Annotated in this window: 18 protein-coding genes; 2 read left to right on the forward strand and 16 right to left on the reverse strand. The window is 39.1% G+C overall.

Annotated features, from left to right (window positions below):
- Positions 1–11: 11 nt before the first annotated feature.
- The 13 genes from ACO1DI_RS07445 to gpr form a co-directional block, all read right to left on the reverse strand.
- Positions 12–455, reverse strand: a complete 444-nt coding sequence (locus ACO1DI_RS07445) for a GatB/YqeY domain-containing protein (RefSeq protein ID WP_013059236.1) — start codon at positions 453–455, stop codon at positions 12–14.
- A 15-nt stretch (positions 456–470) separates the two neighbouring features.
- Positions 471–644: a 30S ribosomal protein S21 gene (rpsU, locus tag ACO1DI_RS07450; protein WP_013059237.1), complete on the reverse strand. Its 174-nt coding sequence runs from the start codon at positions 642–644 to the stop codon at positions 471–473.
- A 226-nt stretch (positions 645–870) separates the two neighbouring features.
- Complete coding sequence (mtaB, locus tag ACO1DI_RS07455; RefSeq protein ID WP_013059238.1) at positions 871–2,229, reverse strand: tRNA (N(6)-L-threonylcarbamoyladenosine(37)-C(2))-methylthiotransferase MtaB; 1,359 nt, start codon at positions 2,227–2,229, stop codon at positions 871–873.
- Between the two features lie 5 nt (positions 2,230–2,234).
- On the reverse strand, positions 2,235–2,987 hold the full coding sequence (locus tag ACO1DI_RS07460; protein ID WP_014458184.1) for a 16S rRNA (uracil(1498)-N(3))-methyltransferase: 753 nt from the start codon (positions 2,985–2,987) through the stop codon (positions 2,235–2,237).
- Positions 2,988–3,006: 19 nt separating this feature from the next.
- Positions 3,007–3,948, reverse strand: a complete 942-nt coding sequence (gene prmA, locus ACO1DI_RS07465) for a 50S ribosomal protein L11 methyltransferase (RefSeq protein WP_042992417.1) — start codon at positions 3,946–3,948, stop codon at positions 3,007–3,009.
- 117 nt (positions 3,949–4,065) lie between these two features.
- Positions 4,066–5,196 (reverse strand): molecular chaperone DnaJ, encoded by a 1,131-nt coding sequence (gene dnaJ / locus ACO1DI_RS07470; protein ID WP_014458182.1) that lies wholly within the window; start codon positions 5,194–5,196, stop codon positions 4,066–4,068.
- Positions 5,197–5,431: 235 nt separating this feature from the next.
- On the reverse strand, positions 5,432–7,249 hold the full coding sequence (gene dnaK / locus ACO1DI_RS07475) for a molecular chaperone DnaK (RefSeq protein WP_014458181.1): 1,818 nt from the start codon (positions 7,247–7,249) through the stop codon (positions 5,432–5,434).
- 30 nt (positions 7,250–7,279) lie between these two features.
- Positions 7,280–7,840: a nucleotide exchange factor GrpE gene (gene grpE / locus ACO1DI_RS07480; protein ID WP_014458180.1), complete on the reverse strand. Its 561-nt coding sequence runs from the start codon at positions 7,838–7,840 to the stop codon at positions 7,280–7,282.
- 105 nt (positions 7,841–7,945) lie between these two features.
- Positions 7,946–8,974, reverse strand: a complete 1,029-nt coding sequence (gene hrcA, locus ACO1DI_RS07485) for a heat-inducible transcriptional repressor HrcA (protein ID WP_377572776.1) — start codon at positions 8,972–8,974, stop codon at positions 7,946–7,948.
- Between the two features lie 91 nt (positions 8,975–9,065).
- Positions 9,066–10,205, reverse strand: coding sequence for a radical SAM family heme chaperone HemW (gene hemW / locus ACO1DI_RS07490; RefSeq protein WP_014458178.1), 1,140 nt, complete (start codon positions 10,203–10,205; stop codon positions 9,066–9,068).
- A 175-nt stretch (positions 10,206–10,380) separates the two neighbouring features.
- Positions 10,381–12,204: a translation elongation factor 4 gene (gene lepA / locus ACO1DI_RS07495; protein WP_013059246.1), complete on the reverse strand. Its 1,824-nt coding sequence runs from the start codon at positions 12,202–12,204 to the stop codon at positions 10,381–10,383.
- Positions 12,205–12,332: 128 nt separating this feature from the next.
- Positions 12,333–12,668: a DUF3679 domain-containing protein gene (locus ACO1DI_RS07500; RefSeq protein ID WP_014458177.1), complete on the reverse strand. Its 336-nt coding sequence runs from the start codon at positions 12,666–12,668 to the stop codon at positions 12,333–12,335.
- Between the two features lie 84 nt (positions 12,669–12,752).
- Positions 12,753–13,865 carry a GPR endopeptidase gene (gpr, locus tag ACO1DI_RS07505; protein WP_013059248.1) on the reverse strand — a complete coding sequence of 371 codons (1,113 nt, stop codon included), beginning with the start codon at positions 13,863–13,865 and terminating at the stop codon, positions 12,753–12,755.
- 256 nt (positions 13,866–14,121) lie between these two features.
- Between gpr and rpsT the strand changes: the two genes are divergently transcribed.
- A complete protein-coding gene (gene rpsT, locus ACO1DI_RS07510; RefSeq protein WP_013059249.1) occupies positions 14,122–14,388 on the forward strand; it encodes a 30S ribosomal protein S20 in 267 nt (88 codons plus the stop codon).
- 34 nt (positions 14,389–14,422) lie between these two features.
- On the opposite strand, the gene holA is transcribed toward rpsT, so the two are convergent.
- The gene (holA, locus tag ACO1DI_RS07515) at positions 14,423–15,439 is read right to left on the reverse strand and encodes a DNA polymerase III subunit delta (RefSeq protein ID WP_042991883.1); all 1,017 of its coding nucleotides are present in this window, start codon (positions 15,437–15,439) and stop codon (positions 14,423–14,425) included.
- Positions 15,440–15,766: 327 nt separating this feature from the next.
- Here holA and ACO1DI_RS07520 point away from each other — a divergent pair, with 327 nt between their 5' ends.
- Positions 15,767–15,901, forward strand: coding sequence for a YqzM family protein (locus ACO1DI_RS07520; protein ID WP_013059251.1), 135 nt, complete (start codon positions 15,767–15,769; stop codon positions 15,899–15,901).
- Between the two features lie 57 nt (positions 15,902–15,958).
- Here ACO1DI_RS07520 and ACO1DI_RS07525 read toward each other — a convergent pair whose 3' ends face one another.
- Positions 15,959–18,217 (reverse strand): DNA internalization-related competence protein ComEC/Rec2, encoded by a 2,259-nt coding sequence (locus tag ACO1DI_RS07525; protein ID WP_264195616.1) that lies wholly within the window; start codon positions 18,215–18,217, stop codon positions 15,959–15,961.
- A 101-nt stretch (positions 18,218–18,318) separates the two neighbouring features.
- Entirely contained in the window at positions 18,319–18,885 is a 567-nt protein-coding gene (locus tag ACO1DI_RS07530) for a ComE operon protein 2 (RefSeq protein WP_014458174.1), read from the reverse strand.
- Positions 18,886–18,966 lie beyond the last annotated feature (81 nt).

Consider the following 18,966-nt stretch of genomic DNA (forward strand, 5'->3'; position numbering starts at 1 on the left):
TAAGGTGTTTTTTATGATAAGTGTTGAAGGACAAGCTTATTAACAAGAGAGCCATCCGCTTTGCCTTTTACTTTCGGCATAAGCGCTCCCATAACTTTCCCCATATCAGCTTTAGAGGAAGACTGCGTTTCTTCAATCGTCGTTTTAATAATTTCAGATAACTCTTCTTCAGTTAGCTGTTTAGGAGCGTAAACTTCTAAAACCGCTAATTCAGAATGAATTTTATCAACAAGATCTTGACGACCTGCTTTCTCAAATTCATGGAGGGAGTCTTTACGTTGTTTGAATTCGCGAGAAATAACCGTCAACTCGTCTGCTTCAGTTAGGTCAGTTCCTAACTTAATGGCTTCGTTTTGAAGAGATGCTTTGACCATACGAATGACCCCAAGCTTCTCTTTCTCTTTGTTTTTCATCGCTTGTTTCATATCACTATTTAAACGCTCGAGAAGACTCATAAATCCACCCTCTTATTAGAACTTGCGTTTTCTAGCAGCTTCAGATTTCTTCTTACGCTTTACGCTAGGCTTTTCATAGAATTCGCGCTTTCTTGCTTCTTGTAACGTACCAGTTTTTGAAACTGAACGTTTGAAGCGACGAAGAGCATCTTCAAGCGATTCGTTTTTACGAACAACTGTTCTTGACATTCTAATTCCCTCCCTCCGAACAAAACCACTAACATCATAATGAAATGACATGTTAGACATGTCTTTTGCAATTATAATATAATGATTCCTTAAGGTCAACCGCTTTACATAAAGTAATGCAGTTATTCCCCCTTTATTTTATGAACTTTCTTGATAAAACATTACTCGTTCAGCTTTTTTATACGTATGAAAAAAGCTGCGTAAACACGCAGCTTTTCAATAAGTGTTATGAGCTCATTTTCACCTGATCTTGAAGATGAACCTCATCTAGCACGCGAACAAACTCACCTTCATTGTAAGGATATCCAGCTTTTGAAATTTTAACTTTTACAAGCTTTCCAACCATTTCTTCAGACGCTTTAAACACAACCTTTAAGTAGTTATCAGTATACCCTACATATAAACCACTTTCAGGATCTTCTTTATATTTTTCTTCCGGAATTACTTCTAGTACTTCTCCTTCAAACGTTGAAGCATATTCTTTTGCCAATTGATTTGAAAGTTCAATTAAACGATGCACACGTTCATTTTTTACTTCTTCATCAATTTGGTCGGTCATACGAGCTGCTGGCGTACCTGTACGTTTAGAATACGGGAATACGTGAAGCTCTGAAAAACCGTGCTCTTTAATAAAGTTATACGTCTCCATAAACTCTTCTTCTGTCTCACCTGGGAAGCCGACAATAACATCTGATGTAATCGCTAATCCAGGAAGAGCTTCTTTCAGACGGTTTAAGCGCTCACCAAAGAACTCCATTGTATACTTACGACGCATGCGCTTCAATACCGTATTTGAACCTGATTGAAGAGGAATATGCAAATGACGTACAACCATTTCTGATTGATCTAGTACCTCAATCACTTCGTCCGTAATTTGGCTTGCCTCAATTGACGAAATACGAATGCGTTTTAATCCTTTTACTTGCGACTCTAAATCACGAAGAAGCTGTGCAAGATTGTAATCTTTCATGTCTTCTCCGTATCCGCCAGTGTGAATACCTGTTAACACGATTTCTTTATAGCCTGCATCCACTAGCTGCTGTGCTTGTGCTACGACTTCTTTAGGATCACGAGATCGCATTAAACCGCGAGCCCATGGAATAATACAGAATGTACAGAAGTTGTTACAGCCTTCTTGAATTTTTAACGACGCACGCGTACGGTCTGTAAATGCCGGTACATCTAGCTCTTCATATACGCGTGTTTTCATAATGTTTCCTACACCATTAATCGGTTGACGCTCTTTTTTAAATTGTTCAATATAATCAAGCATCTTAACGCGATCTTGTGTACCTACTACGATATCAACACCAGGAATGGCCATAATTTCAGCTGGCGAAGTTTGAGCATAACACCCAGTTACACAAATAACCGCATCTGGATTTTTTCGCACAGCTCTGCGAATAACTTGACGGCTTTTTTTATCTCCTGTATTTGTTACCGTACATGTATTAATTACATATACATCGGCAGTTTGTTCGTATTCAACACGCTCATAGCCTTGGCCTTTGAACAATTGCCAAATTGCTTCTGTTTCATAGTGATTTACTTTACACCCTAGCGTGTGAAAAGCAACTGTTGACATAATCGTCACCTCATTAACTCAGTTTGATAAGATATAGCAGACAGCGCATATAAAGGAGCTGTTTCTGCTCGTAAAATTCGCGGACCAAATCCGCTTATTGTAAATTCATTTTCTTCTAATACTTCTACTTCCTGCTCGGTCAAACCACCCTCGGGGCCTACAACCACAAGCACGGAATTGCCGGGTTTTAAAGCTGAAAGAACAGCGTGTAGATGAGATGTTTCTCCTTGCTTTGCTCTTTCTTCATAGGCTACAACTTTATGAGTATAATCACCGCTAATTTCTACTAGTTTTTTAAAAGAAATTGGGGCTTCTACTGCTGGTACAATCGTACGATGAGATTGTTCTGCAGCCTCTTTAGCAATCTTGTTCCAGCGATCTAATTTTTTTTGACTCTTTTTATCATCCCATTTAACAACTGAACGAGCCGCAATAAAAGGGATAAACTTATATGCCCCAAGTTCTGTCCCTTTTTGGATAATAAGCTCGAGCTTATCCCCTTTAGGCAGACCGTTCACAATTGTAACATGGACTGGAAGCTCTTTTTCTTCGCTTATCCATTCTATAATAGATGCTTTCACTTCGTTAGCGGAAATATTTTCAATTTCACACAATGCAGCTTGCCCCTGTTCATTACAGGCAATAAACTGTGATCCTTCATTCATTCTCATGACGCGTGAGATATGATGGGCATCATCATGTGTCACTATGACACTTTGCTCTTGAAATTGATCATTTGGCAGAAAATAACGTTGCATCTTGACACCTTCTCACTTGTTAAGCTTGTTTTTGCGCAATAATTGCTACCCAGTCTTCCATAAGCGTTACTTCTTGAATAACAAAGCCCGCTCCCGTTAACGCTTTTTTGACATCTTCTTTTTTCGCACTAATAATACCTGATGTAATGAACATGCCTCCTGGCTTTAATACCTTTGCAGCATCGTCTACAAAACGAACGATTACCTCAGCAAGAATATTCGCCACAACAATGTCAACCGGTCCTTCTATACCTTGCAATAAGTTGTTTTGACCTACTGTTACGATATTTCCAACTTGATTCAGTTCAATATTTTCCCGGGCAGAACGTACGGCTACTTCATCAAGGTCTAGAGCTTGTATATCGCTTGCTCCTAACAGAGCTGCACCGATACTTAGCACGCCTGAACCTGTACCCACATCAATAACAGTATCTCCTGCTTTCACTGTTCTTTCCAATGCTTGAAGAGACATAACCGTCGTTGGATGCGTACCTGTACCAAAAGCCATTCCAGGATCAAGCTCGATAATCAATTCATCTGTGCTTACTTTTTCATAGTTTTCCCAAGTTGGTACAATCGTAAAACGCTCTGAAATTTTCACGGGGTGGTAATATTTTTTCCAAGCAGTGGCCCACTCTTCCTCGTTCACTTCACTGATCGTAACTTTGTTAGCTCCTAAATCAAAATCGTAAACAAGCAGTCCATTAATTTCTTTTTTAATACCATCCACAGTTTCTGCTAAAAAGCTGTTAACTGGAAGGTATGCTTTAATCACTACACCTTCCTCTGGGTAGTCTTCTACGTTTAAATCATAGATTTCACCAAAAGTTGTATCTCTGTCCTTCACTAAATCAGCAGGATCTTCAATGACTACCCCGCTAGCTCCTGATTCATGTAAAATATGAGAGATGGGTTCAATTGCTTCTTGCGCTGTATGAATACAAATTTCAGACCATTTCATTGCTACCAACTTCATCCTTTCTGCCTTCAGTAATATAGGATTTTAAATATGAACATGACAGATGACAGGTTGGCAAAGTACCTTTACCAACCTGTCTCTGTTTACTATGAAAGACAATTATTCTCCTTTAATTGCTCGTTTTACTTTTGCAAAAAAGGAATCATGCTGCTCATCAACGGCTTCTTGACCGCTCAGTTCAGCGAACTCACGCAATAATTGTTTTTGTTTTTCTGATATTTTTGTTGGCGTTACAACGCGAACGTGAATATGCTGATCTCCTTGACCATATCCTCGTACGTTTGCCACACCTTTTCCTTTTAAACGGAATTTCGTCCCCGTTTGTGTACCAGCAGGAATCTTCAGCTTCACCTTGCCGTGTAGAGTTGGCACTTCTACTTCATCACCTAGCGCTGCCTGAGCAAACGTTAAAGGCATTTCGCAGTAGATATCGTCTCCATCACGTTCAAAGAATTCATGAGTGCGCACGTGGAACACTACGTATAAATCTCCCGGAGGACCACCATTTACCCCTGGTTCTCCTTGAGCACTAACGCGCAGCTGTTGACCATCATCTACACCAGCTGGAATTTTAACATTAATTTTACGTCGCTTTGTTACTTTACCGTCACCGTGGCACGTTGCACATTTGTCTTTAATGATTTTTCCCGTACCATTACAATGATGACACGCACGTCGATTTACCACGCGGCCAAACGGCGTGTTTTGTTCAACGTTTAACTGGCCTGAACCATTACAGTGCGAACATGTATCGACTTTTGTTCCAGGTTTTGCACCTGAACCTTGACATGTTTCACACGTTTCTTCACGTGGAATTTCAATTGTTGTTTCTTTTCCGAAAACAGCTTCTTCAAAAGAAAGTGTCATCGTGTATTGTAAATCGGCACCTTGTCTCGGAGCATTAGGGTCACGTCTGCGACCACCACCACCAAAGATCGAGCTGAAAATATCTTCAAAGCCGAAGCCGCCAAAGTCTGAGCCGCCTCCACCAAAGCCGCCAAAGCCTTGATTTGGATCAGTATGACCAAATTGATCGTATTGTGCTTTTTTTTGGTCATCGCTCAATACTTCATATGCTTCTTTTACTTCTTTAAATTTGTCAGCAGCATCTTCCGCTTTGTTAATATCTGGATGATATTGTTTAGAAAGCTTGCGGTATGCTTTTTTTATTTCATCTTTTGTAGCGCTCTTACTGATACCGAGTACTTCATAGTAATCTCGCTTACTCATCAATACTCACTCCCGAATCGTTTCACATAAACGTAATTGTATCATTATTAATAATTCCATAGCAACATAAAAGTTACTTTCTATTGCTCTCATGCACGCAGAGAGCCAAGAGAAAAACTTTCCCTTTCGCTTTTCCACGTTAAAAAAGTCAAAGCCAAGAAATAAGCTTGACTTTGACTTTTTAAAAAGATGTGAATCGCACCATGGCGTCATTCACGTTAGTCGTCAAGATGCATTATTTTTTGTCGTCGTTTACTTCTTCAAACTCTGCATCTACAACATCATCATTTTGAGCGCCTTGTTCACCTGCTTGCTGAGCTTGTTGAGCTTGCTCATACAATTTTACAGTTAACGCTTGAACGATTTCTTGAAGCTCATCTTTTTTCGCTTTGATTTCTTCAAGGTCATTCTTTTCAATCGCAGCTTTTAAAGCATCTTTTGCTTCGTTAGCTTTTGTTACTTCAGCTTCTTCTACTTTTCCTTCAAGATCTTTTAATGTTTTTTCAGTTGTAAACACTAATTGATCTGCTTCGTTGCGTAGTTCCACTTCTTCTTTACGTTGCTTATCAGCATCTGCGTTTTCTTCCGCCTCTTTTACCATGCGTTCGATTTCGTCATCTGATAAACCAGTTGAAGATTTAATTGTAATAGCCTGCTCTTTGTTTGTACCTAAATCTTTTGCACGAACGTTTACGATACCGTTCTTATCAATATCGAATGATACTTCGATTTGAGGTACTCCGCGTGGTGCAGGAGGAATATCTGTTAATTGGAAACGTCCTAGCGTTTTGTTGTCTGCAGACATTGGACGCTCACCTTGAAGAACGTGAATATCTACAGCCGTTTGGCTATCTGCAGCCGTTGAGAATACTTGTGATTTACTTGTTGGAATTGTCGTATTACGCTCAATTAGCTTTGTAAATACGCCACCCATTGTTTCGATACCTAGTGATAAAGGCGTTACGTCTAGTAATACGACGTCTTTTACATCACCAGTTAATACGCCACCTTGAATTGCTGCACCAAGTGCAACTACTTCATCAGGGTTTACACCTTTATGAGGATCTTGACCAGTTTCTTTTTTGATTGCATCTTGTACCGCTGGGATACGAGTTGAACCACCAACTAAGATTACTTTATCAAGTTCGCTTGCAGAAAGACCTGCATCTTTTAAAGCTTGACGCACAGGAGCCATTGTACGCTCAACAAGACCTGCTGATAACTCGTCAAATTTAGCACGTGATAAAGATACCTCTAAGTGAAGAGGACCAGCTTCTCCAGCAGTGATAAATGGTAAAGAAATTTGCGTAGATGTTACGCCTGATAAATCTTTTTTCGCTTTTTCAGCCGCATCTTTTAAACGTTGAAGCGCCATTTTATCTTTGCTTAAATCAACGCCGTTTTCTTTTTTGAATTCAGCTACTAAATAATCGATGATTACTTGGTCAAAGTCGTCACCACCAAGGCGGTTGTCACCTGCAGTTGCGCGAACTTCAAATACGCCGTCGCCAAGTTCTAGAATAGATACGTCAAACGTACCGCCACCAAGGTCATAAACTAAAACTGTTTGATCTTCATCTGTTTTTTCTAACCCGTATGCAAGTGCTGCTGCAGTAGGCTCATTAATAATACGCTCTACTTCTAAACCAGCAATTTTACCAGCATCTTTTGTTGCTTGACGCTCAGCATCATTAAAGTAAGCAGGAACTGTGATAACAGCTTTTGTTACAGGCTCACCTAAATACTCTTCAGCATAACCTTTTAAATGTTGAAGAATGATAGCTGACATTTCTTGAGGCGTGTATTGCTTACCTTCAGCTTCCACCTTATGGTCTGTACCCATATGACGTTTAACTGAAATAATTGTGTTAGGGTTTGTAATAGCTTGACGTTTCGCTACTTCCCCAACTTGACGCTCACCGTTTTTGAATGCCACAACTGATGGCGTTGTACGGTTTCCTTCTGGATTTGGAATTACTTTTGGTTCGCCGCCTTCTAATACAGCGACACAAGAGTTAGTTGTACCTAAATCGATACCAATGATCTTACTCATTGACAATGACCTCCTTCATAATATGTAGTGTTATTGATTCACTTTAACCATCGCAGGGCGGATGATTTTATCTTTTAATTTGTAACCTTTTTGAAGCTCTTCTACTACCGTGTTCGGTTCGTATTCATCGTCCTCTACTTGCATCACTGCCTGATGCTCGTATGGATCGAATGTTTTCCCAACTGACTCAATTGCTTCAACACCTTCTTTTTGAAGTGCCTCTACCAATTGACGGTATACCATTTCTACACCTTGCAGCACAGATTTGGTTTGTTCGTCCGCTGTGTTAACTTGTAATGCACGTTCAAAGTTATCAAGTGCTGGTAAAATATCCGCAACTAATGATTGAGCACGGTATTTTTGAGCAGCTTCTGCATCGAGACGTGAACGACGACGGAAATTATCGAAATCAGCTTGTAGACGTAAGTAGCGATTCTCTTCTTCTTCAAGCTGTTGCTTTAATTGATCATTTTCTTGTTGAAGAGGGTTTACTTCCTCAGACGCTTCAGTTTCAGTTGCTTCAGTAGCTTCTGTTTGAACTTCTTCAACCACTTCTTCGTTTTGTTCTTCTACTTGCTTTTCGTTTGACAATTCATTCACCTCCCTTAAATGTTTACACACATTTTCACATTTTAAACAACGATTTTTATTTTATCACAGGGAAAGGATGGAAGTAATATATTCCACCCGATTCCTTTATTCTTTATACAAGTTTGTTAACACTTGAGACATATCTGATGATAGCAGTGTAAGCAAACTAATCACACGCGCATATTCCATACGGGTCGGTCCCAGTATAGCAATTGTGCCAAGCTGTTCGTGACCAAAAGAATAACTAGCTGTAATTAAGCTGCACCCTACCATTTCATTCAACTTATTTTCATGACCAATTTTCACGTGTATGCCAGCCTCGTTTGGGCTTAGCAGCTTATAAAACTGCTGTTCATGTTCAATAATGTTGAACAGCCCGCGAATTTTATTAAGATCATGAAATTCCGGCTGAGCAAATATATTCGTTTTGCCGCCAACTACTAATTTGCCATTCATGTTGAGCTTTAATGCATCATTGAGTATATCCATCGTCTGCTCATACCCTTGAATGTGGCTTTTTAAGAGCGTCGCTACTTCTTTGTACATTTTATCATGTAAATCAGTAATGCGAACGCCGATGAGCTTTTCGTTCAAAATGTTAACCATCTTTTCAATATCGGAAGGTTGAATACTGCTCGGCAGCGTAATCGTCCGACTTTCAACGTGTCCTGTATCGGTCACAATAATGGCAACAGCTGACTGAGCCGTTAAAGGTAAAATCTGCAGCTGTTTTAATTTATGGCTGACCGCTTTTGGCCCTAGCACAATGGACGTTAAACTCGTTAAATCAGATAAAATTTGCGCTGACTTTTGAACGAGCTGCTCCAGTTCTACAATGCGTTCAGCAAATACTGAACGTACCGTCGAGACGTCGCTTGCTTTCAAATGCTGCGGGGACACTAGATGATCAACATAATAACGATAACCTTTCTCAGACGGAACGCGCCCTGAAGAAGTATGAGTTTTTTCAATAAATCCAAGTTCTTCTAGGTCTGACATCTCATTGCGAATCGTAGCCGAACTAAAATTAAACTCTTCTTTCTTAGATAATGTTCGAGAGCCTACCGGCTGCGCAGATCGAATGAAATCATCAATAATGACTTGTAAAATTAATAACTGTCGATCAGTAAGCACGCTTCATCACCTCTGTTAGCACTCTAAAACTCTGAGTGCTAAATCTAATAATAAATTACCAAATCACTATAGCGATGTCAACGATTTGATATTAGATTATCCCAATAAAGGCTTGAAAAACTTCATTCCCCAAAAATCGACCATTGTGTGTTAAAAAGACTGAGCCATTGTCTTCACCCAAAAGTCCTTTCTCTTTGTATTCTTGAATAGGTTCTCCAAATACATCTTTTAATTCTCGATTGAATTTTTTCTTAAACTCCTCTTTTGAGACTCCTTTTGTTTTACGAAGGCCCAAAAACATTTCTTCTTCCATTTTTTCAGCCTCGGTCACGCTCACTTCATTGAGATATGCATTTCCGTTTTGCTCGACCGAATCAATGTACTTTTTTAATGGTCCAATATTTGCTCGTCTTATTCCGTCTATATAGCTATGTGCGCCTGCCCCAATTCCGTAATAATCTTCGTTGTTCCAATATGTTAGATTATGAATACTCTCGTAGCCTGGCTTTGCGAAATTACTGATTTCATATTGATGAAAACCTTGTTTGTCCATTTCTTTCATAAGCAGCTCATACATAGCTGCTTCTTCTTCTTGAGCAGGCAGAGGCAGCTTTCCTTTATTCATTAAATTATAAAATACGGTTTTAGGTTCAATAATTAACGAATAGGCAGACATGTGCTCTACCTCTAATGAAAAAGCGGTTTGAAGCGTAGAAGAGAAATCAGCCACCGTTTGTTCCGGCAGGCTATAAATTAAGTCTAAGCTTATATTCGACATTCCAATCTTTCTCGCTTGCTCAACACAATCAAATACCTGTCTATTTGAATGCACACGTCCAATTTTCTCCAATAATCTTTCATTAAACGTTTGTACACCAATGCTTAAACGATTCACGCCATAATCATGAAGAAGCTGAAGCTTTTCCTTTGTCAATTCATTCGGATTCGCTTCAAATGTAAACTCACCTTTTTCGTCATAAGGAAGATACATACGAATGGATTCTAAAAAATACTCTAGCTGCTGTTCATCTAACGCTGTGGGCGTGCCGCCTCCAACGAATATTGTGTTTAAATTGGTTGTTGGATAACGTTCCACTGTTTGTTTCATTTCTTCCCGCATGCTTTTTAAATATGGCATAACAGGCTGATTTTTGAAAAACACTTTATTAAAGTCACAATAGTGACAAATATGATGACAAAACGGGATATGCAGATATGCTGCCTTCACCATGGACTTTCACCTCAATCACATTTATAAATGATAAAAATACCGCAGAGTCTCTCTGCGGTATTTTTATCTATGTTCGTTCACACTTATTTACGGCGCTCAAAACTCTTTACTATCGTATCAGATTAGCTTCATTTTCAAAACTAATTCGACATGTTAAATAATAGAATTTCAGCTATTAATCTTCGTCCATGCGAAGCACAGCCATAAATGCTTCCTGCGGTACTTCAACCGATCCGACCTGCTTCATACGTTTCTTACCTTCTTTTTGTTTTTCAAGAAGTTTACGTTTACGAGAGATATCTCCTCCGTAACATTTTGCTAAAACGTTTTTACGAATGGCTTTAATTGTTGAACGCGCCACAATTTTTTGACCGATTGCCGCTTGAATCGGCACTTCGAACTGTTGACGTGGAATAAGCTCTTTAAGCTTTTCTACGATGACTTTACCACGATCGTAAGCTGAATCTCTGTGTACGATAAACGACAGCGCATCGACCGTTTCACCATTTAAGAGAATATCCATCTTCACAAGCTTCGAAGGCTGATATCCAATAAGCTCGTAATCGAATGACGCATATCCTTTTGTATTTGATTTTAATTGATCAAAGAAATCATATACAATTTCCGCTAGCGGAATTTCATACACAATACTGACGCGATTAGCATCCAAGTACTGCATATCAATAAAATTGCCTCGCTTCTTCTGACAAAGCTCCATCACAGCACCAACATAATCGTTTGGTACCATCATCGTTGCCTTCACATACGGTTCTTCTACGCGTTCAATCTTTTGTGGGTCCGGCATATTAGACGGGTTATCTACAGACAGATGAGTCTCGTCTGTTAAATACACGTCATAAATAACGCTTGGAGCTGTTGTAATTAAATCAATTTTAAATTCGCGCTCAATACGCTCTTGAATAATTTCCATGTGAAGCAACCCTAAGAATCCACATCGGAAACCAAACCCTAAGGCCTGAGACGTCTCTGGTTCAAACTGAAGTGCAGAGTCATTTAGCTCTAACTTTTCTAGTGCTTCACGAAGATCGTTATACTTCGCTGTATCAATTGGATACAGTCCGCAGTATACCATTGGATTCAGACGACGATAACCAGGAAGAGGTTCACTTGCTCCGTTTTTAGCAAGAGTAATCGTGTCCCCTACTCGCGTATCTCCAACGTTTTTAATAGCTGCTGTTAAAAACCCTACGTCGCCAACAGAAAGTTCATCTTTAGCCACGGCTTTTGGCGTTAACACACCTAGCTCCGTTACTTCAAACTCTTTTCCTGTTGCCATCATTTTAATTTTGTCGCCTACTTTTACTCGTCCCTGTACGATACGAATAGATGCAACTACACCTCGGTATGCATCATAAAATGAATCAAAGATTAGTGCTTGAAGCGGTGCATCTGGATCCCCTTCAGGAGCAGGAACTTTTTCAACAATTTGTTCTAAAATTTCTTCGATTCCAATTCCTGCTTTAGCTGAAGCTAATACAGCTTCCGACGCATCTAATCCAATTACGTCTTCAACCTCTTGGCGCACTCGCTCTGGCTCTGCGCTCGGCAGGTCAATTTTATTAATGACAGGTAAAATTTCAAGGTTGTTATCAAGCGCTAAATATACGTTTGCTAATGTTTGAGCTTCAATACCTTGAGCTGCATCTACTACTAGAATAGCACCTTCACACGCGGCTAAACTTCGCGACACTTCATATGTAAAATCGACGTGTCCCGGTGTATCAATTAGATGAAAAGTATACTCTTCTCCATCTTTTGCTTTGTATTGAAGCTGCACAGCATTTAATTTAATGGTAATTCCACGTTCACGTTCTAAATCCATCGAATCCAAAAGCTGAGCTTTCATTTCTCGCTGTGTTAACGCATTTGTTTTTTCTAAAATACGGTCTGCTAATGTTGACTTACCGTGGTCTATATGAGCAATAATCGAAAAGTTTCTGATTTTCGATTGTCGTTTCAATCTTGCTTCTCTATCCATATTTTTTTCACTCCTACTGAAAATCGGCAAAATACACTAAATTAAATTATAACAACACATTCGTCAACATTCAATAAGCATTCCATTGGGGATTTTTCCATACAAAAAAGCAGAAAGAGATTCTGCTTTTAATTAAGAAGATGATGGATAGCCTTAAAAGCTTTTCCTATTGTACTTTTCACGCCTTCCGCTAGACTTTGACCTAGCGAGGAGAAAAAGTTAAAAGCCTTTCGTTTTTCTAAAAACTGCTGTTTTTCATCAATGTTCACGACTTTTTTTGAACCTAAAACAGCAGCTTCCACCTGACCATCTGACGTTTTAGACACATTAATAACATGTTCAATCGAAGGATCATTATATCCCTTCATTTTAATCAACCCTTGCTGAGCCGTCTGCATCCCTAAAAATACGACGCACAGTAAAAAAATGGTTAGCACTACTGATTTTAAAGTAAATTTAATCATATTATTAGGCCCCTTACTTCTTTATCTTCTGTAGTACTAACCATTATGACTATATTCTGAAGAACTCATTCATCTAAAAGCGTATTAATGAGTATATGCCCCAAAGTTCTCTTGATCCACTTCATGATGCAAAGCAGCGTTAAGTCCTCCTGCAACTACATTAGCCATATCTTCAATAAACATATCCACTTCTTTTGGTGTAACCATCAAATTATGGCCTAAAGGTGCAAGCACTTCATGAATAAGACGTCTTTTCTCTTCATCGGGAAGGGTGCCAATCATACCGAGATACGTTTGACGCTGCTCTTCGTTGGGTAAATCATCCTCGGTGAGCTTCTTTTTTTCTCCAAACGTCATACCGGACGGAAGCAGCGACTTAGACGGCTTTCCCTGCTCTTTCATTTCTCGGCCGAAATGTTTTAAGATAAAGTCAATTGTATCGCTTGTAATGGAAACAGCATCCACTACCGTTGGAATACCTATTGCAATAACTGGAATGCCAAGTGTTTCATAACTGATTTCTTTGCGTTTGTTTCCAACCCCAGACCCTGGATGAATACCTGAATCTGAAATTTGAATGGTAGCATTTACCCGTTCAATCGAACGAGCGGCCAGTGCATCGATTGCAATGATAAAATCTGGATTCACTTTCTTTACAACGCCAAAGATAATATCACTTGTCTCAATACCCGTCATTCCCATTACTCCCGGAACAATGGCGCTAACGGGTCTAAAGCCATCTTGCACGCTTTCAGGCTGTAGCTCAAACAAATGTCTTGTAATCAACAAATTATCTACTGCCTTTGGTCCAAGCGCATCTGGTGTAACACTTAAGTTTCCAAGGCCCACTACAAGACAGCTAGCATCATCTGGAATGTTGAGGCTTTTAATAAAAAAATTCAGCTCTTTAGCAAATACTTCTTCCATGGCCTCTTGCTTTTCAGTATCCTGCTCGCGAATGCCTACCGATTCGAGGGTTACATATCGGCCTTTTTTCTTACCGATTGCTTCTGCGCCCTCTTCCGTAATTTCTACCATTGAAATTTTGACACCTTGTTCTTCTTTTTCTTTTACAATTACGCCTTTGATTTCTGACTGGTTATTCGGTTTAGGCTGATTTTCTAACGCTATATCTTTTGCTTCGACAGCTAAATCCGTGCGCACGCTATATTGACTTAAATCAAGTTCTTTTTCCATTTCTTAACCTCCTAGACAATCTTTGTTGAAATTATTGTCACCGAGGACTGGCAGATTCATGCATTTAAGAAATGAAAAGTAGAAGGAAGGGCGCAATATCAGCTACAAGCTTTTAAAGAGAGGTCTGTCATATAAAATTCCTTGTCAAGGCTATTGCATTCTGTCCTTGTGTTTGATAAAATATCTTTTGTTCTTATTGTGAAGAATGTCGAGTTCTATATAATCTCGATTGTTATCATTTCGGGAGGTGAAACGGATGCCAAACATTAAATCAGCTATCAAACGTGTAAAAACTACTGAAGCTCGCCGTGCTCATAACATTCAAGCTAAATCAGCTATGCGTACTGCAATCAAAAACTTTGAAGCTTTAGTTGAAAACAACGATGTAGATAACGCAAAAGCAGCATTTGCTGTTGCTTCTAAAAAATTAGACAAAGCCGCACAATCTGGTATTATCCACAAAAATGCTGCAGCTCGTCAAAAATCTCGCTTAGCAGTAAAACTTAACGGTTTATCTGCATAATTGAGACAAAAACGATCCCATTAGGATCGTTTTTTTATTGCGCTCTTTTTAATAAAAATAGCTGTAAAATAAGCGCTTTATCCATTTTCCCCGTCTTCATTTCATAATCTGCCTCTGCTAAATCCTTTAAAATTTCTTTAAGCTGCTGTTCCTCAAAGCTTCTGCTCTGCTGCAAAGCAATTTTCACCCGAAACGGATGAACCTTAATCGTTTGAGCAATTTGCTGCTGACCGTATCCTTGACTAGACAGCTGCTTCGTATGATAAATCAAACGAAACTGCGTCGCTAACAAAGATAAAATTTTAATAGGCTCTTCGTTGTTACGCAGCAAATCCTGATACATATTTAAAGCGATAGAAACCTTTCGCTGAATAACAGCGTCAATAAGCGTAAATACGTTTTGTTCAAGCGTTTTTGCCACAAGCTTAAGCACAACTTCTTTTGTGATGACTCCTCCTTGTCCAACGTATAACACCATTTTTTCAATTTCATTTGTCACAAGCGTTACATTAAGACCCACAAGCTGAATAAGCAGTGTTTCAGCATCTTCATCCATATTCACTGCATCTTTTGAAAGTAAATTATGAATCCACTGCTTCATTTCTTTTTCACCAAATTCGTTCGCTTCGATGTAAGCTGCTTGTTTTTTTAATAATTTTGTTATTTTTTTTCTTTCATCCAGCTTTTCATAAGGGGCTAGAAGAATTAACGTTGAAAAAGACGGGGGCTGTTCGACATATTGCTGAAGTTTTGCCAGATCATGCTCGACTTTATCTTTTGATTTTTCAGCCGTTAAAAATGCTGCATTTTTCGCAACCACTACACGCTTGTCTCCTAAAAAAGGAAGCGTTTCAGCATCTTCTAGAACTTGATCAATCGATGTCTCTTCTAAATCGTATAGTGACAAGTTAAATTCTTTATCTTCTTCATTCAACGTATAGTCGACGATTTTATCTCTAATCTTTTTACTCATAAATGCATTAACCCCATGTATTAAGTAAACGGGGGCTATATTATTTTTGGTAATACTTTTTAAGCTATCAACTGCCAACGTATATACGCTCCTCTTTTTTTATTCATCTATATTGATTATGTATAGTTATTGATAAACAAAATACAATTTCTATCGTAAAGGTGTTACGAGTTTTTGGCAACAATACAAAAGGAATTGTCTTAAAACGACAATTCCTCAGTTTATGATAAACATCAACAATATAAGCCCTAGGTTACTTATTTGTTAATGATTAAACCCTTATCTCTATTTTCTCCTCATGCTCATAAAGTATAGTTGTTAACTGTTGTCAGTTTGTGAAAACGCTTTTAAATTGTCTAGATTTTTAAAAAAAGTTAGATTATACTGTAAACAGGAGGGGTGTTAATGAACCAATTTGAAGAAAGTGTCCAAAGTAAACGCAACGACGCTGTCGATTCTGCCGTAGGATTTGGTGTTTCATTTGGCTTTTTCACTGCCTTATTTGTTATAGCAACTGTGATTCACTACTTGGGTTCGTAAAATTGCTTCAAGGCTGCTTCTTAGCAGTCTTTTTTAGTTCGTTTTTCTTACTATAGACTATGGAAGTTGCTGCGAAAACGTTCCTGACTTTTTTGTAAATTCATACATTACCCCACCATCTTCATCCGTTCTATAAATATAAATCCCGTAGCTTTTCAGAAGCTCTAATATTTCTTGATGGGGATGACCATAACGATTTTTTTCCCCCGCTGAAACAAGCGCTACTTTAGGATTTAAATGTTGAACAAACTCTTCTGAAGTTGAGGTTTTACTGCCATGATGTCCAACTTTTAATACATCTGCTTTAAGGTTGGGAAAGTCTTTCAATATTCTTTGTTCTCCTTCCTTTTCTAAATCTCCGGTGAATAGCCATCTTAAATTTCCTAACTTAGCGTCTATTACAATTGAGCCGTTGTTGTTCGTTTCTTCGAAACCTGTCGGAGAAATAACTTGAAATAAGACACCTCCTTCTTGCCAGCTATCTCCTTGTTGAACAATTTGAACAGGCACGCTTTGTTTTTGAGCAGCAATCACCAAGCCATTCTCTACGTCATTTAATTCGGCTTTTTTCCCAAGCACCAGCTCTCCGACAGCCACTTGTGAAAATAAATGCTGTGCCGCCCCTGCGTGATCATAATCGCCGTGTGTGATAATCATTTTATCTATCTTTGTCATTCCTTTTGAATGCAGAAAGGGAACAAGTACGTCTTCTCCCACGTCAAAAGAAGAACGACGTTTTTGCCATGGTTCTTTTGGAAATGAAACCGTTCCTCCGGTATCGATCATATACACACCTTTTCGGTAAGGAAGTTCAATGATAAAGCAGTCTCCCTGCCCTACATCGACCATTGTGACCGTTCCTTTTGGATTCAAATAAGGATACATACATTGTGCGGCTAACAATGCCACGAGAAGAAACATATAGCGAACGAAAAATTTCCCGTCTTCGACCGCCACGAATAAAGCATAAATGCATAAGTACATGCCCAAAAACAGCACAATGTGGGGTTTTCCCGTTACAAAATCAGCGGGAATCCACTCAAAAAAGCCAAGCAATTTTTCACAAAAAAGTAAAAGAACGTGAAGAATTTGCTCCAGCAGTGCACTCACTCCCGGCAAGAGGATACGAACAAAAAGAATGAGCAAACAAAGAGGTAATACAACAAGAGAAAACAACGGGACAAAAACCATATTTAATGGCAAACTGAGGAGAGATACTCCATAAAAATAGTACAACAATAAAGGAAGTGAACTGACTTGTGCAATCGCTGAAACAGCCATGAGCTGGCTGAAAGAAGAATGAAAACGAGGTAAAATCGTCTGACTCGATAAAATCAATGCAAAACTAACGGCAAAAGAAAGCTGAAATCCTACATCAAATAAATAGTATGGCTTAAAAAGCAGCATGGCTATAAAAGCAAGGCTGATGCTATCAACCAAAAGAATTTTTCTTTGTATCTTTATCGATATAAGCATCAGCATACTCATAAAAACAGCTCGGACAACTGAAGCGCTGCCACCGGCCAAAACCATGTATACAGGAAGAAGCAAAAGTAAAAGCGTAGTGGCTCGCTCGCGCGTTATTCCAATCCGAATGAGCAAATAAAAACACATGGCTGTCAGCAGTCCAACATGAAGACCTGATATGGCAAGCAAGTGTATTAAACCAAATTGCTGATAGCGCTTGATACTCTCTTCTTCGATGCCAGTGCGCTCGCCGTAAATTAGTGCCTGCATAAACCCAGCGCCTGGATCCGACATATTTTGTTGAATATAATTAATTCCTTTTTGACGAATAAAGGTAAGGTACGTAAGTGGAGTTAAAGTGGGGAGCTGGCATTTTACCAAATCAAGTCTCTTAACGTTAAGCTGCCAATGAATAGACTGATGGTACAAATATTGCTGATAATCAAATGCATGAAGATTGCGAGCAGGTGAAGGGGAAGTTAATTGCCCCGCTAGTTGACAAACTTGATGAATCGTTAGCTTTTCGAGCTGCTGTTTCTCTTCCAACGTTTTTAGTTTATAAAAAGCCATGACCTCTTCATTTTGAACCGTAAACTTAAAAGTAAGCTTGTCGCCGTCACTATGCGGCACAGATGAAATTTCGCCTGTAAAAGTAGAAGATTCAGCTAAAAGAACCGTTTTGTTATGCTTGTTTGTCTCAGCTAATAGATAGACGCAAAAAACGCTCAACAGTGCAGAAGCAATGACTACTTTCCTCGGGCATTGTAGCCATTGAAACATGAAAAGTACGATTAGCAAAAACAGGCTTACAGCGGAATGGTTATCATATACATATAAAGCTAGCATCATGCTAAAAGCACAGTAAATATAATATCCTTTCACTTTTAGCTCCTTTCTTCTTAAAAGAAAGAGGCTTTTTACTGTTACCGAGTAAAAAACCTCTTCTATCTTTAGTTTGCCGTAAACAAAGCGAGAGCCTCACGCTGTAAATTCATCACTTCAGCTTCGTCCGCTCCGCTTTTTTCTAAACGAGCGAGAACATCCGTCACAAATTGAAGCTTCTCTTTACTTTTTAAGTCAATGACTGCTTCATCAAGTTCAACTTTTGCTGTTTTCACTCCCGCCTGTTGAAATAACTCAACAGCATACGGATGATTTTTGTAATCATTAGCGTAATAGACTGTTTTAATTCCTGCTTGAATAAGGGCTTTACAGCAGTTTAAACAAGGAAAATGCGTGACGTATACTTCCGCATCTTCCGTTTTCACGCCAAACTTAGCACACTGCAGCAGTGCGTTCACTTCTGCGTGTACAGTCCTTACACAGTGTCCATCAATCACATAACAGCCTTCATCAGCACAGTGCACCCCTCCGCTAATCGAGCCGTTATATCCTCCAGCTATAATACGTTTATCACGCACAACTGTAGCCCCAACAGCTAAACGTTCACAAGTGCTTCTTAAAGCTAGCAAATGGCTTTGTGCCATAAAATATTGATCCCATGAAATCCGGTTCATCTCATTCCCTACCTTTTTATTTAAAACTGAATGGTTATAATCATACTTGTCTCTTTCATAGTGTAGCGTTTCTTTTCCTTT

Origin of the sequence: Priestia sp. 40 (assembly GCF_049368575.1) — a bacterium.
In the GTDB taxonomy this organism is placed as follows: Bacteria; Bacillota; Bacilli; order Bacillales; family Bacillaceae_H; genus Priestia; species Priestia zanthoxyli.